13 protein-coding genes are annotated in these 13,739 nt (G+C 45.1%); 8 read left to right on the top strand and 5 right to left on the bottom strand.

Annotated elements, in window-relative coordinates:
* Positions 1-34 precede the first annotated feature (34 nt).
* The 4 genes from gldM (at position 35) to QFZ48_RS09385 (ending at position 3,934) form a co-directional block, all read left to right on the top strand.
* A complete protein-coding gene (gldM, locus tag QFZ48_RS09400) occupies positions 35-1,573 on the top strand; it encodes a gliding motility protein GldM (protein ID WP_370909159.1) in 1,539 nt (512 codons plus the stop codon).
* 21 nt (positions 1,574-1,594) lie between these two features.
* The gene (gene gldN / locus QFZ48_RS09395; protein WP_370909160.1) at positions 1,595-2,623 is read left to right on the top strand and encodes a gliding motility protein GldN; all 1,029 of its coding nucleotides are present in this window, start codon (positions 1,595-1,597) and stop codon (positions 2,621-2,623) included.
* A gap of 75 nt (positions 2,624-2,698) precedes the next feature.
* Positions 2,699-3,274: a Crp/Fnr family transcriptional regulator gene (locus tag QFZ48_RS09390; protein ID WP_429043733.1), complete on the top strand. Its 576-nt coding sequence runs from the start codon at positions 2,699-2,701 to the stop codon at positions 3,272-3,274.
* A gap of 66 nt (positions 3,275-3,340) precedes the next feature.
* Entirely contained in the window at positions 3,341-3,934 is a 594-nt protein-coding gene (locus tag QFZ48_RS09385; protein ID WP_429062073.1) for a DinB family protein, read from the top strand.
* A 9-nt stretch (positions 3,935-3,943) separates the two neighbouring features.
* On the opposite strand, the gene uvrC is transcribed toward QFZ48_RS09385, so the two are convergent.
* From uvrC to gpmI, 3 genes are all read right to left on the bottom strand, one after another.
* A complete protein-coding gene (gene uvrC / locus QFZ48_RS09380) occupies positions 3,944-5,755 on the bottom strand; it encodes an excinuclease ABC subunit UvrC (protein WP_429062072.1) in 1,812 nt (603 codons plus the stop codon).
* A gap of 2 nt (positions 5,756-5,757) precedes the next feature.
* Entirely contained in the window at positions 5,758-6,342 is a 585-nt protein-coding gene (locus QFZ48_RS09375; protein ID WP_429043738.1) for a hypothetical protein, read from the bottom strand.
* A gap of 414 nt (positions 6,343-6,756) precedes the next feature.
* Positions 6,757-8,280, bottom strand: a complete 1,524-nt coding sequence (gpmI, locus tag QFZ48_RS09370; RefSeq protein WP_429043740.1) for a 2,3-bisphosphoglycerate-independent phosphoglycerate mutase — start codon at positions 8,278-8,280, stop codon at positions 6,757-6,759.
* A 293-nt stretch (positions 8,281-8,573) separates the two neighbouring features.
* Between gpmI and QFZ48_RS09365 the strand changes: the two genes are divergently transcribed.
* The 4 genes from QFZ48_RS09365 (at position 8,574) to QFZ48_RS09350 (ending at position 11,225) form a co-directional block, all read left to right on the top strand.
* Positions 8,574-8,987: a DUF4783 domain-containing protein gene (locus tag QFZ48_RS09365; protein WP_429043742.1), complete on the top strand. Its 414-nt coding sequence runs from the start codon at positions 8,574-8,576 to the stop codon at positions 8,985-8,987.
* A 135-nt stretch (positions 8,988-9,122) separates the two neighbouring features.
* On the top strand, positions 9,123-9,974 hold the full coding sequence (gene nadC / locus QFZ48_RS09360; protein WP_429062070.1) for a carboxylating nicotinate-nucleotide diphosphorylase: 852 nt from the start codon (positions 9,123-9,125) through the stop codon (positions 9,972-9,974).
* A gap of 10 nt (positions 9,975-9,984) precedes the next feature.
* The gene (locus tag QFZ48_RS09355; RefSeq protein ID WP_429062068.1) at positions 9,985-10,866 is read left to right on the top strand and encodes a diacylglycerol/lipid kinase family protein; all 882 of its coding nucleotides are present in this window, start codon (positions 9,985-9,987) and stop codon (positions 10,864-10,866) included.
* Between the two features lie 20 nt (positions 10,867-10,886).
* A complete protein-coding gene (locus QFZ48_RS09350; RefSeq protein ID WP_429043746.1) occupies positions 10,887-11,225 on the top strand; it encodes a translation initiation factor in 339 nt (112 codons plus the stop codon).
* 222 nt (positions 11,226-11,447) lie between these two features.
* Here the strand turns inward: QFZ48_RS09350 and QFZ48_RS09345 are convergent, their stop codons facing one another.
* Positions 11,448-12,440 (bottom strand): aldo/keto reductase, encoded by a 993-nt coding sequence (locus tag QFZ48_RS09345; RefSeq protein WP_429043748.1) that lies wholly within the window; start codon positions 12,438-12,440, stop codon positions 11,448-11,450.
* An 87-nt stretch (positions 12,441-12,527) separates the two neighbouring features.
* Positions 12,528-13,466, bottom strand: coding sequence for an AraC family transcriptional regulator (locus QFZ48_RS09340; protein ID WP_370909171.1), 939 nt, complete (start codon positions 13,464-13,466; stop codon positions 12,528-12,530).
* Between the last annotated feature and the right edge of the window lie 273 nt (positions 13,467-13,739).

Below are 13,739 nucleotides of genomic sequence, written 5' to 3'. Positions count from 1 at the left end.
ATTAACACATATCAATTAAATCTGAAAACAAACTATGGCACTACCTAAAGATCCTAGGCAGAAGATGATCAACATCATGTACCTGGTCTTGACGGCCATGCTGGCGTTGAACGTCTCTGCTGAAATATTGAACGCTTTTAGTATCGTAAATAATTCAATCAATACTTCAAATAAATCCTTAGCTGACAAGAATGACTTCATCTACAAACAATTTGATGCACAGATGAAGGATAATGCGGAAAAAACAGCACCTCTCAGAGCAAAAGCGCAGCAGGTGAAACAAATATCCGCCAGCATGTATGATTACGTAGAGTCATTAAAGAAAACCATCATCACAGAAAGTGGTGGCCTGGACGAACATGGTGAAATTAAGGATAAAGCCGGACTGGACGCTCCTACCAGGGTAATGGAGAATATGAAGAAAGGTCCTGAACTGGAGGCTAAATTGAAAGATTTACGTAATCAATTACTCTCTTTCGTTGATCCTAAAAAGAAAGATCAATTCACAAGAACTTTACCACTGAAAATTGAAGTAGGTAAATCAAATGATGAACATGGTGGCGGTCCGAAATCATGGACTACCTACCACTTCAACATGGTTCCTACTATCGCTGCAGTAACCATCCTGGGTAAATTCCAGAATGATATCAAAAACTCTGAGTCTGCCATTATCGATGACCTGTTCCGTCAGATTGATGCGAACACATTCAAATTCGATAAAGTAAGACCATTTATCTCCCTGAATTCCAAAAACCTGATGGAAGGACAAACCCTAACTGCCAACATCGCAGTAGGTGCTTACAGCACTACGGTTAATCCGACTATTGTTGTAAATGGTTCTACCATTGAAGCACATGAAGGTTTAGGAGTATATACTGTTCCTGTTTCCGGCATTGGTGAAAAAACATTAACCGGGTCTATTACCTTACCTAGCCCAACTGGTGGCGCTCCTGAATCCTATTCCTTTACCGAAACTTATAATGTAGGTGCTTCTGCTACCTCCATCTCCGCAGACAAAATGAACGTGCTGTATATCGGCCTCCAGAATCCTATTTCGATTTCTGCTGCCGGCGTACCTGCCGAACAGGTGTCTGCTTCTATATCAGGTGGTAATATGACCAAACGCGGTTCCGGCGAATACCTTGTAACTGTTAGCCAGCCAGGCAAAGCAGTGATTAATGTAGTCGCTAACATCGATGGAAAAACCAAATCACTCGGCCAGAAAGAATTCCGTGTGAAACGTGTTCCGGATCCGGTGTTGAAAGTGGGAGTTAATAAAGGCGGCAGCATGAAAGCAGCTGACTTTAAAGTACAGGGTGGCTTACGTGCCGACCTCGAAGATTTTGAATTTGAAGGCGTGAAATATGAAGTAATCGGTTACCGCGTAGGTATCTCTGCAAAAGGCAAAGAATACCAGGAAGGCGATGCTACTTCTGCTTATTTCCCCGGAAATGTAGCCGCATCCATCCGTTCTCTGCGCCCAGGCGATGAAGTTTTCTTTGAAAACGTAAAAGTGAAAGGCCCGGATAATGTGGTTCGTTCCATGCCGAGTACTATATTTAAATTAAACTAACGGTCCATTAATTACTGAATTATGCGAGCAGTAATATTTAACAGAATTGGTTGGTGCACTCTTTTGCTGGTGATGCTGGCAACAGCTGCTGATGCGCAACGCCGTGGCGGTACAACCCGCCGCAGAACTGCTACTACAGCAACACCTGCACCGGATAGCGTAGTAAACCCGGCAACCGGGAATGCGGTAGCGCCTCCTCCTCCATCTTCTGCTCCTCCTGCTTCTCTGCGTACGGATGGTATATCAGCCCCGCTGGTAGATACTCCGCGCAAATCACTGCGAGTGGATGGTGTGGTGGAAAGAAACCTTGCCAGGGAACGTACACCCATCGCCTATGACTACATCCGCGAGGATGACAGGTTCTGGGAAAAACGTGTATGGCAGGTAATCGATATCAGGGAAAAGATCAATCTCCCCTTCCAATACAACGTGGAAGATGAGTCTGGTACCAATCAGCTGTTCATCAATATTTTGCTCGACGCTATCAAGAATAAAGAGATAGAAGCCTTCAACGCTGTTGATGATCGCTTCACTACTGTAATGCCCTACTCCGAAATACAAACTAAACTCGCAGGCGAAGAAAGAACCGTACGCAGTATAGATCCGGTAACCGGCGAAGAAAAAATGGTGACTACCCGCGATGACTTCGATGCACGTACCATTAAACAGTACAAAATAAAAGAGGTTTGGGTATTCGACAAAGAAGCTTCCGCCCTCAAAGTTCGTATACTGGGTATAGCTCCTATGGTATCCCGTATAAATGAAGATGGCAGCATACGCGCATCCATCCCTTTATTCTGGGTGTATTATCCGGATTGCCGCGCTATCCTGGCCAAACACGATGTGTATAACCAGAATAACGATGCATCCACTATCAGCTGGGAAGACCTTTTTGAAATGCGCTTCTTTGGCAGCTATATAGTAAAGGAAAACAATACCTACAACCGCGAGATCAAAGACTATATTAAAGATGGTACCATGCGCCTCCTGGAAGGACAAGGTATTCACGACCGCATCTTTAATAAAGAGCAGGACCTCTGGCAGTATTAATCAAATAATGATCACCGATCAATACGGAAAGGCAATCAGTTTATGCTGATTGCCTTTCTTTTTTTATCTTTCCGTATGTCCCTTCAGCAGCTACATAAAACCGTTTTCCAGATCATGCCTCTCCCGGATCCCGTATGGGAGGCACTGGCAGCCTGCTGGCATCCGGTGCAGTTTAAACGCAGGGAAGTAATGACCGCCGCCGGGGAAATAGAAAAGTATCTCTACTTCGTAACAGCCGGCGTACAGCGTGTTTTTGCCCTGGAAGGCGAAAAGGAATCTACGATCGTATTCACTTACACCGGCTCCTTCTCTGGCGTATTGGATTCTTTCCAGCTTCAGCAACCCTCACCCTGGTACCTGGAAACCCTTACACACAGTGAATTCCTGCGGATGACGTACGCCGATTTTAACCGGCTTGCCCTGCAATATCCTGTCATTGAAAGATGGGCCAGGCTGGGAACCGCTGCCGCACTGGCCGGGGTATTGGAAAGACATAAAGAATTGCTGTCTTTCACCGCAGAACAAAAATTCAGGCAACTGCTAACCCGCAGCCCGCAGGTATTACAGCTGATCCCACATAAATACCTGGCCTCCTATCTCGGCATCGATCCCGCTACTTTCAGCAAATTACTAAGTACTGTGAAGCTATAAAATGTTGATCTGCACAAAGATTTTTTACAAGCAACCCACCTAATTTTGTGTCAAATCAAACCGAATATGAACCGCGTTAACAGTGATGAGCTCCTGCAGGATTTACGAAGAAAAAATGCAGCCATGCAATACCAGGCAGAAAGCCGTTTCGGCGGGCAGCCCGATGCTGTTTTACAACATGCACCCGGTCCCGGCCAATGGAGTGCCGCGCAATGCCTGGAGCACCTGAATACTTACGGCCGGTTTTATTTGCCGGCCTTGGACCAGGCCATTACCCGTGGGGAACAACGTAACAGCCGGCCCGCTCCCTTCTTCCGCAGCAGCTGGATCGGCGCATGGTTTACCCGCCTCATGGAACCTGCCGCAGATGGCAGCTTGCGTTCCCGTATGAAATCCCCTAAAGGACACCTGCCATCCGTTCAGCCGGATGTGGAAGCGGTGTTGCAGGAGTTTATTGATCAGCAGGAACAGATGAGAGATTTATTGTTGCGCGCAGAAAAAGTAAATATTCAACAGCTGAAAGTAACTACTTCCCTGTCGCGGTTTATAAAATTATCTGCCGGAGATACATTTGGTTTTTTAACGGCGCACATTCGCCGGCATATGTTGCAGGCGGAACGTGCCATCGGCACCAGGCAGCAGGCAAAAAAGGCCGTATAGCCGTTAATGTTATGCGCCTTCTTTATGGAAGTGTTCCCAGATTAGTTTTGCTTTGGCGGCGCCCACTTCTTTTACAAGGTCCTCCTGCGTGAGCAATTTTATTTTGGCTACCGAACGGAATGTTTTTAATAGTTGGGTAGCCGTATTTTCGCCGATGCCTTTAATGCTTTCCAGCTCATTTTTAAAGGTGCCTTTGCTTCTTTTCTGGCGGTGGAAAGTAATACCAAAGCGGTGTACCTCATCACGCACCCGGCGGATAAGTTTCAGGCTTTCGCTGTTATAGGGTAATTTGATACTTTCGGAATCTCCCGGGAAAAATATTTCTTCTTCATTTTTTGCAAGGCCCACTACTGTCATGCTACCTATGAGGTTCAGCTCCCGGATGCTTTCCATAGCAGAGCCCAGCTGGCCTTTACCACCATCGATGATTACCAGTTGAGGAAGTGGTTGCTGCTCTGCCAGCAGGCGATTATACCGCCTGAAAACAATTTCTTTCATGGAAGCAAAGTCATTGATGCCTTCCACCGTTTTAATGTTGAAATGCCGGTAATCTTTTTTGGAAGCAACGCCGTCTTTAAACACTACGCAGGCGGCTACCGGGTAACTGCCCTGGAAGTTGGAGTTATCAAAGCATTCGATGTGCTCTGGTAGCACCGGCAATTCGAGGTCGGCCTGCAACTGGTACAGCACCTGTTTCCGTTCCAGGTCCGACTTGCCTTCCAGGTGCAGAATCTTCTTCCGGTATAATTCTTCCTTAAAATAATTCACATTCTTTTCCGACAATTCCAGCAGCTTCTTTTTATCGCCGCCTTTAGGAACGGTAACGGTAACACTGCTTTCCGGGTATACTAACGGGAATGGCACTACGATTTCCGAGTTGATGCTTTTAAATACTTCCCGGAGATAGGCAATGGCGTAGGCCAGTACTTCTTCGTCGCTTTCTTCCAGTTGTTTTTCCAGCGTTACGGTTTTGGTATCAGCAATAGTGCCGTTGAGAATGCGCAGGTAGTTTACATAAGCGTGATTTCCTTCACTGATAATTGAAAACACATCCACATTACCCATGCGGGTATTTACGATGGTGGATTTAGCGGAATAGTCTTCCAGGCTTGCTATTTTTTTTCGCATGATTTCCGCTTTCTCAAACTCCATCTTCGACACATGCTCCAGCATTTGTTCCTTGAACAGGTTTACTACCGGGGTAAGATTGCCTTTTAATACGTTCTTTACCTGCTGTAATCCTTCGCGGTAGTCTTCCTGTGTTTGCAGCCCTTCACAGGGACCCTTGCAGTTTCCCAGGTGATATTCGAGACATACTTTGAATTTTCCTTTACGGATATTCTCTTCCGATAAGTTGAGGTTACAGGTGCGGAGAGGAATATTGTATTTGATTACATCCAGTATTTCCCGTACCCGACCAACCGAAGTGAATGGCCCCAGGTAGTCGGATCCGTCTTTAATAACGTTGCGGGTGAAAAATACCCGTGGAAAGGACTCATGTTTGATAACAATATAAGGGTAGGTTTTATCATCTTTCAGATTGATATTATACCTGGGCTTGAATTGTTTGATGAGTGAATTTTCCAGGAGGAAAGCATCCTGTTCAGAGTCGACGATTGTAAACTCAATATGATGGATGTGTTCAACCAGTTTGCGGGTTTTATAGTTGTCGTGATTTTTTACAAAATAGGAACTTACTCTTTTGCGCAAACTTTTGGCTTTCCCTACATAAAGAAGGGTGCCGGCTTCATCGTAGTATTTATAGATACCGGCATCTCCCGGTATGGTATGTGATATTTGCTGAAACTCCGCTGCTGTCATGTTTACATCCCTGTTTTTGGTGCGATCGTTACATTTACTTCAAGTTCTTTTGGCGACAGGAAGGCAATTTTCTGATAGGTAGTCATCCGAACCTGCCTGTTTTGCTGGTAGTGCAGATCCTGCCGGAATTCATACACCATGTTACTGGTATAGGAGTGGATATTTACCTGTTGTATATTGCCATGTTTATCCAGTTCCAGGGTTATTTCGGAAGGATTGGTTTGTTTTCCTTTGGATTTGTAGATCAGCGATCTTCTTCCTGAAAACGGATCATACAAACCGGAGGTATCGTATTCGTCCCGGAGGGAGGGTTTATTCAGATCTGCATCTGTGAAGGGCTTTAACAGGTCGTGTACCGTGGCGCTGTCGCTGCCGGGGATGCTCACAGTGTCTGTTTTGCCGTTGAGCGTTACAGACTTATGTAGTATAAAGCCACCAGTGCGGATATGAGCATCCTCCTGGCTGAAATATTCCGGCAGTTTTATGAACTTATCGGGCGTATTATTTTTTGATGGTTTATTTGCCAGGTTACAGGCCATTAAGCCAATCATGGTAAACAAAGCTGTTGCTTGCCTGTATTTTTTCATGCTGCAAAATTAATACTTAAATACGGGTCATAAAAAATGCGCCGTAAAAACGGCGCATCGATGCATGAGCAAATCTGTCGAGAGCACTAAAAATATGTAAATCAGCGTGTTGGGCTGATATTTTTCATGGGTAACGCTTGTTAAACGGAGGTGATAAACTAAATGTTACAGGGGTGAATAAATAAATCGCCTTCGGCGATGCGGATTTTGTCTTGGCTCAGGATTACGCTGATTATACTGATTAGCTGGATTTTTACTTTTGGATTTATAAAGGATTAAGGGAGATAGAAGCGGATATATTCGCTTTTATCTCCCTTAATTATTATTAATCAAAAAAATCCGAAAAAAATCCAAAAGTAAAAATCCAGCTAATCAGTATAATCAGCGTAATCCTGAGCCAAGACAAAATCCGCCTTATACCAGCAAATTGCCGGTCATTTCCTTCGGAATTTCCAGGCCCATGAAATGCAGGATGGTAGGGGCAATGTCGCCCAGTTTGCCGTCTTTTACCGGGCCTCTGAAATCTTTATTGATAATGAAGAAAGGGACGAGGTTCAGTGAGTGGGCGGTATTGGGCGAGCCGTCGGCGTTGATCATAAAGTCGGCGTTGCCATGATCCGCGGTCAGGAAAACGGTGTAATCGCTTGCGAGCGCAGCTGTTACCACACGTTCCACGCAGTGGTCTACTGTTTCAACGGCTTTAATTACGGCTTCAAATACGCCGGTATGGCCTACCATGTCGGCGTTGGCGAAATTGAGCACTACGAAGTCAGCGGTTTTAGCCTGCAGTTCCGGAACAATGAGGTCTGCCAGTTCATTGGCGCTCATTTCGGGTTTCAGGTCGTAGGTGGCAACTTTTGGAGATGCCGCCATCAGCCTGCGTTCTCCTTCAAATTCTTTTTCCCGTCCGCCGGAGAAGAAGAAGGATACGTGCGGATATTTTTCGGTTTCAGCTATACGGATCTGTGTGCAGTGGTCTTTTGCCAGTACTTCACCCAAGGTCATGTTCAGATTATCGTTTTCGAAGATGACGTGTACATTTTTATAGGTACGGTCGTAATCTGTCATGGTGGTGTAGTAGATATCCAGCGGTTTCATACCGAAATCCGGGAAGGCTTCCTGGGTAAGCACCTGCGAAATTTCGCGGCAGCGGTCCGTCCGGAAGTTGAAGCAAAGCACGGCGTCGCCGTCCTGGATAGTGGCGATGGCTTTATGCTGATCATCGGTTACGATGATAGGCTTAATGAATTCATCTGTAACACCTTCTGCATAGGATGCCTTCACAGCAGTAAGGAGATCCTGGGTTGGCGTGCCGGCGCCGTTTACGAGAGCATCGTAGGCCAGCTTCACTCTTTCCCAGCGCTTATCGCGGTCCATTGCATAATAGCGTCCGGTAACGGTGGCGATTTTGCCGGTAGTTTTTTCCAGGTGGGCCGACAGGTCTTCGAGGAAACCCAATCCGCTTTTAGGATCGGTGTCGCGTCCGTCGGTGAATGCGTGGATATATACTTTTTCAAGCCCGTGCGCCTGGGCGATGGAGGCGAGCGCTTTTAAGTGTTCAATATGAGAGTGAACACCGCCGTCGCTTACCAAACCAATCAGGTGGAGGGCTTTGTTATTATTTTTAGCATGAGCCAGGGTGTCGAGCAGGATCTGGTTCTGGGCCATTTCGCCATCACGGATAGCTACGTTGATCCTTTGCAGCTCCTGGTATACGATTCTGCCGGCGCCAATGTTCAGGTGACCTACTTCAGAGTTGCCCATTTGCCCGTCGGGAAGACCAACCGCTTCCCCGCAGGTTATAAGATGGCTATGCGGGTATTGCTTGTATAAACTGCTTACAAAAGGGGTTTTTGCGTGTGCAATGGCATCGGCTGTAGGAACTTTACCTTCGCCCCATCCGTCCATAATCACGAGAATGGCTCTTTTCTTTTCCATATCCTATCTGGTTATAGTTTAATATAAATTCACTCGAGAGGGTGAAAGTACTTATAAAGGGTTTAAATATTTTACAAAAATAAAGCTTCCGTGAAAAATAAGTGCTGCTTGCCTCTTCCAATAGATTTGTTATTCTAATTATTCAAAATGAAACACATATTATCTTACTGTTATTACTTAGCGCTTAATAGCTACCACGATAATGTGATTTTGTTGATTTGCAGGGTGTTTGGCATAGTTTTCGCTTTTAATTTGAGTTGGAGAAAATTACATTTTTAATAAAAAAACTGACAATGAAGAAGCTATTGATGGTGCTGGGGATTATGTTGTTGGGGGGTGCTTTTACAACATTAAAATTATCAGCCAGGTCAATTGAAATCACTGTTGCCGGCCCGTTCGATGATGTGGTGGCAGCACTTAAGAAAGGAGATGTAAGCGGATTAGCCAGTTACCTCGACAATAACGTAGAGATCAATATATCCGGAAAATCAAATTCTTACAGTAAGGCACAGGCCGAAATAATTTTGAAAGATTTCTTTTCAAAAAACCAGGTTAAATCATTTGAACTGGTACATCAGGGCGGGGATAATTCCCGTTTTGGTATCGGGAATATGACTACCGGTGGCGGTAACTTCAGGGTTTCTTTTTTCCTGCAGAAGAAAGGTGGGACAATGGTGTTGAACGAACTTAGATTTGAGAGTAAATAAAGATGCTAACATAAATTAGTTGAAAAACCATAGTGCCCCGCAATTTATTGCGGGGCACTTTTTATTTTTGACCTATCTTTCGCGCTCAGAAGCAAAGCACCAATCTTTGCGTGAATACCAGATAATACAATCAATATGTTAGATGAAGCAGCGCTGAATGCGTTTATCAGAAGCGCACTGGCAGAAGATATCGGAAACGGAGACCATTCCACGATGGCTTGTATTCCTCCCACCGCCAAAGGGAAAGCGGTGCTGAAAATTAAAGAAGACGGTATCCTGGCCGGAATGGAAGTGGCGGAAGCCATTTTTAAGTGGCTGGATATGTTTACGGTTTTTACGCCCCATAAAAAAGATGGCGACCCCATGAAGGCCGGCGAAACGGCCTTTGAAGTGGAAGCCGCCGTACATACCCTGCTGATGGGTGAAAGACTAGTGCTGAACTGCATGCAGCGCATGAGCGGCATCGCTACATTAACGCACCGGTACGTGGAAAAACTGAAAGGGTACCATACCCGTGTGCTAGATACCCGCAAAACTACTCCCAACTTCAGGATGCTGGAAAAAGAAGCGGTTCGCATCGGTGGCGGCGTTAACCACAGGATGGGATTGTATGATATGGTGATGCTGAAAGATAATCACATCGATTTTTCCAGTGGCATCACTGCCGCCGTTACCAATACCGTTGCATATCTGAAAGAACGTAATCTTCCGCTCGAAATTGAAGTGGAAACACGCAACCTCCGGGATGTGGAAGAAGTGCTGGCTATAGGCCAGGTAAACAGGATCATGCTGGACAACTTTACCCCTGCAGACATTGTTAAAGCACTTGCGCTGATTAACGGGCGTTTCGAAACAGAAGCCTCCGGCGGCATTACAATAGATACCCTTGAAGAATACGCTAAAACGGGAGTAGACTTTATCTCTGTAGGCGCAATTATACATCACGCGGTGAGCCTGGACCTGAGCCTGAAGGCCATTATATTATAAAACAGTTTTTTTGAAGAAGATTCTATTTATCATCAACCGCAAAGCGGGCACTGACCGTGAAAAACGATTGGAAAGCGCTATCAGCCGGCACTTCCCTTCCGATCAGTATGAAGTGAGCACTGCTTACCTGGCATACCTTGGCCATGGGGCAGACCTGGCCAGGGAGGCTGTTAGTAATGGTGTAAATACCGTGGTGGCCGTAGGCGGCGATGGCTCTATCAATGAAATAGCACAGGGCCTTGTAGGAAGCAATACCGCAATGGCCATCCTGCCGTTAGGCAGTGGTAACGGCCTGGCGCGCGCGCTGAAAATTCCGCTGGATGTAAATAGGGCGTTAAGTCTTGTTGTTGCCAATAAACAACGCGCCATCGATGTGGGTTATGCGAATGAACACCTGTTTCTCAGCAATGCCGGCGTAGGTTTTGATGCGCTTATTGCAGAACAGTTCCGGCATAATACCAAACGTGGTTTATCCGGCTACGCAAAACTGGTATTGAAAAGTTTTAACAGCTATGAACCGGCAGAATACAGGATTGATATTGATGGCGAAGTGTTGCAAACAAAAGCATTCCTTTTAACAGTAGCTAATGGCAATCAGTTTGGCTATGAATTTAAACTGGCTCCCAAAGCCAGTGTTTTCGATGGACAACTCGATCTTTGCGTAATGCCGCCGGTAGGTATTCTGAGCCTGTTACCGGTAAGCGTTTTCTCCCTGATGGGTAACATTGACAAAACAAGGTACCTGAAACATTATACCGGCAAAGATATCACCATCAGCAGCAGTGCATTGCAGTATTTGCAGGTAGACGGTGATGCAGTGCCTCTTACGGAAAACGGGGTGGTACGTATCCGTATTCAAACAGCGGCAATCAATATAGTGGTAAACGAATAACCTTTAAATATTTTAGAGAGATGTCGAAAAAGAAAAATACACCAGGCAATGGAATCGTGTATTCCACCGATCCAAACTTCTCATTGGAGCCGGAGCAAGAGGAAGCAGCAGTAACACTTGCACCTGCAGAACAAATCCTGAGAGTAACATTAGATAAAAAACAACGTGCCGGTAAAGTAGTTACCCTTATTACCGGTTTTGTTGGTAAAGAGGAAGATATTGAGAAGCTCGGTAAAGAACTTAAAACGAAATGCGGCACCGGTGGCAGCGTGAAAGACGGTGAAATCCTGATTCAGGGCGACTACAAGGAGAAAGTTGTGAAATGGTTGCTGGATTGGGGATATAAGCGTACTAAGTAATACAGCGGATTTTGTCTTTCTCGCTGATTACGCTGATTATAATGATTTTCTTGATTTTTACTTTTGGATTTTATAAAGGATTAAGGGAGATAGAAGCGGATATATTCGCTTTTATCTCCCTTAATTATATCAATTTTTAAGAAAATCAGTAAAAATCCAAAAGTAAAAATCAAGAAAATCATTATAATCAGCGTAATCAGCGAGAAAGACAAAATTCGCGTCCTACCTGTTCACCAGGCGCATTCCCCCTGGTGTATACCGCGTGCCGGCGATGGCGTTATCGCGTAAGATGCTATCGATGGCTGCCAGGTCATCTGAGGATAAATTCACCTCCGCTGCGGCGGCATTTTCCTGCAGGTATTTTCTGCGTTTTGTTCCTGGAATAGGCACGATATCTTCGCCTTGTGCCAACAACCATCCCAGCGATAACTGGGCAGCGGTAATACCTTTTTCTTTGGCAAAAGTTTCCAATGCATTCACCGTTTGTAAGTTCTGCTCAAAATTTTCTCCCTGGAACCGGGGCAGGTTTTTGCGGAAATCACCATCTTTCAAAACATCGGTGTTGTTGATGGCGCCGGTGGAAAGGCCTCTTCCCAGTGGGCTGTAGGCTACCAGGGTGATGCCAAGGTTGCGGGTAGTGGCCAAAATGCCATCTTCCACATCGCGGGTAAACAAGGAGTATTCTGATTGCAGCGCAGCAATGGGATGAACCGCGTAGGCTCTTTTAATAGACTCCACACCAGCTTCTGATAATCCGAGATAGCGCACCTTGCCTTCTTTTACCAGTTGAGCCATAGCGCCTACTGTTTCTTCTACAGGGATATTTTCATCTATCCGGTGGGTGTAATAAAGATCAATCACATCTACCTTCAGTCTTTTCAAACTGTCTTCCACTGCTTGTTTCATATACTTCGGGGAACCATCGAAATAGTTGGTGCCATCTTCATTGAATCTGAATCCGAATTTAGTAGCGAGGAAAACTTTATCTCTTTTAGTAGCGAGAATTTTTGACAGCAGGATTTCGTTGGCACCCTGACCATACATATCTGCGGTATCCCAGAAGTTAATGCCCAGATCGAGTGCCAGCTCCAGCGTAGCCAGTGATTCTGTTTCATTAAAATCCTGTGCATTGCCGTATGCAAATGACATGCCCATGCAACCCAGTCCTATTGCGGAAATTGATTCGCCTGTTTTACCTAGTTTTCTGTACTGCATTGTTAAAATTTTTAGTGATACAAATTTACATGCAGGTACAGGTTCCGGAATTGTAAGAAGCAAAGTATTAATTGCAAAAATCAAGCATTACTGCGCCCGGTAGAGATGTGGAGAAACGCCGCTATGATTTTTAAAGAAATGCGTAAAGTTACCAGGATCTTCAAATCCCAGGCACCAGGCAATTTCAGCAATCTGCCAGTCAGTATGCATGAGTAACAGGCGCGCTTCCAGCAGCATTCTTTGCCGGATATGTTCGCTCACGGTACGACCGGTAGCCTGTTTCACACACGCATTTAAATGATTGGGATGTGTATTTAATACCTGTGCAAATTCCTTGGCAGTTTTCAGTGACAACTGGTTATGCGTAAATTCGATCGGGAATTGTTTTTCCAGCTTGTCTGTAAAGCGATGAGCAAGCGCCTGTGCGGCTGTTAGCTGCCGTTTGGGTTCGTTTACCTGGGCAGACAGGCGTTTTCCTTCCAGCATCAGCAATTTCAGGTAAATAAGAATCGCTTCCTGTTTAAAGGCGGCATTCTCCCGGTATTCTTTTACCAGTTGTCTGAAAATGGACTCGAGATAATCGACCTGTTCATTTGTTAAAGTGAATACCGCTTTTGCGCCCATCTGTAAAAGCGGGTGTTGTAACAGGTTTTCCTGGTGATTGGGCTGTGCTTCAAACAACAGGTCGGTGAACAGGCAGTTATACCCTTCCTGTTCTTCCGAGGTGGGCTGCCATGTTTTTAATTCGTATGGATTAATAAAAAGTAAAGCAGGACTATCGATCTCGTAACGGCTATCACCGAGGGTGAAAATGCCGGAACCTTTGGTAAAGAAACTGATCTTATAATAGTCCCGTCTGCTGGCTCTCACTTCATCCACGCAAGGGCAATCAGATCTTTCATGTACTGTAAAACTACCATTTAACGGCGCTTTGGGAGTTACCTCCTTTTGCGTGTATAATAGCAGATCGTCGTTGAAGTCATTGAAGGTCCTGAGTGTAATGGAGTTGTTTTTACTTGAAGGCATACACCAAATTTAAACAATTCTATGTTAAAATCTTTCAGTACTTCTTGCGGGTATGTTAACTTTTACTGGTTTGAAATCCATGTAAAGCCTTGCTGACAGGGACTTGTTTTCGTAAATGAAACATAGTTGCAATTTCATTTTTGATTAATCAGAAAAAATTTCACAATTTGTTAACGCCTTTATCAACCAAAATCTTGTTATCATCAAGCCCTGATGATCGCTATGTAGAGCAGCCTGCCACATATGCCACTGAACAAGAAATTTTAAAATCTA

This window comes from Chitinophaga sp. W2I13 (genome assembly GCF_050434005.1).
GTDB lineage: Bacteria > Bacteroidota > Bacteroidia > Chitinophagales > Chitinophagaceae > Chitinophaga.
The sequence above is the reverse complement of the archived record's forward strand: the minus strand, read 5'-3'. Positions and strand labels throughout refer to the sequence as shown.

Excerpts from the sequence above, each read along its gene's own strand:
- gldM (WP_370909159.1), top strand. The coding sequence starts at position 35 with ATGGCACTACCTAAAGATCCTAGGCAGAAGATGATCAACATCATGTAC.
- gldN (WP_370909160.1), top strand. The coding sequence starts at position 1,595 with ATGCGAGCAGTAATATTTAACAGAATTGGTTGGTGCACTCTTTTGCTG.
- QFZ48_RS09390 (WP_429043733.1), top strand. The coding sequence starts at position 2,699 with ATGTCCCTTCAGCAGCTACATAAAACCGTTTTCCAGATCATGCCTCTC.
- QFZ48_RS09385 (WP_429062073.1), top strand. The coding sequence starts at position 3,341 with ATGAACCGCGTTAACAGTGATGAGCTCCTGCAGGATTTACGAAGAAAA.
- uvrC (WP_429062072.1), bottom strand. The coding sequence starts at position 5,755 with ATGACAGCAGCGGAGTTTCAGCAAATATCACATACCATACCGGGAGAT.
- QFZ48_RS09375 (WP_429043738.1), bottom strand. The coding sequence starts at position 6,342 with ATGAAAAAATACAGGCAAGCAACAGCTTTGTTTACCATGATTGGCTTA.
- gpmI (WP_429043740.1), bottom strand. The coding sequence starts at position 8,280 with ATGGAAAAGAAAAGAGCCATTCTCGTGATTATGGACGGATGGGGCGAA.
- QFZ48_RS09365 (WP_429043742.1), top strand. The coding sequence starts at position 8,574 with ATGAAGAAGCTATTGATGGTGCTGGGGATTATGTTGTTGGGGGGTGCT.
- nadC (WP_429062070.1), top strand. The coding sequence starts at position 9,123 with ATGTTAGATGAAGCAGCGCTGAATGCGTTTATCAGAAGCGCACTGGCA.
- QFZ48_RS09350 (WP_429043746.1), top strand. The coding sequence starts at position 10,887 with ATGTCGAAAAAGAAAAATACACCAGGCAATGGAATCGTGTATTCCACC.
- QFZ48_RS09345 (WP_429043748.1), bottom strand. The coding sequence starts at position 12,440 with ATGCAGTACAGAAAACTAGGTAAAACAGGCGAATCAATTTCCGCAATA.
- QFZ48_RS09340 (WP_370909171.1), bottom strand. The coding sequence starts at position 13,466 with ATGCCTTCAAGTAAAAACAACTCCATTACACTCAGGACCTTCAATGAC.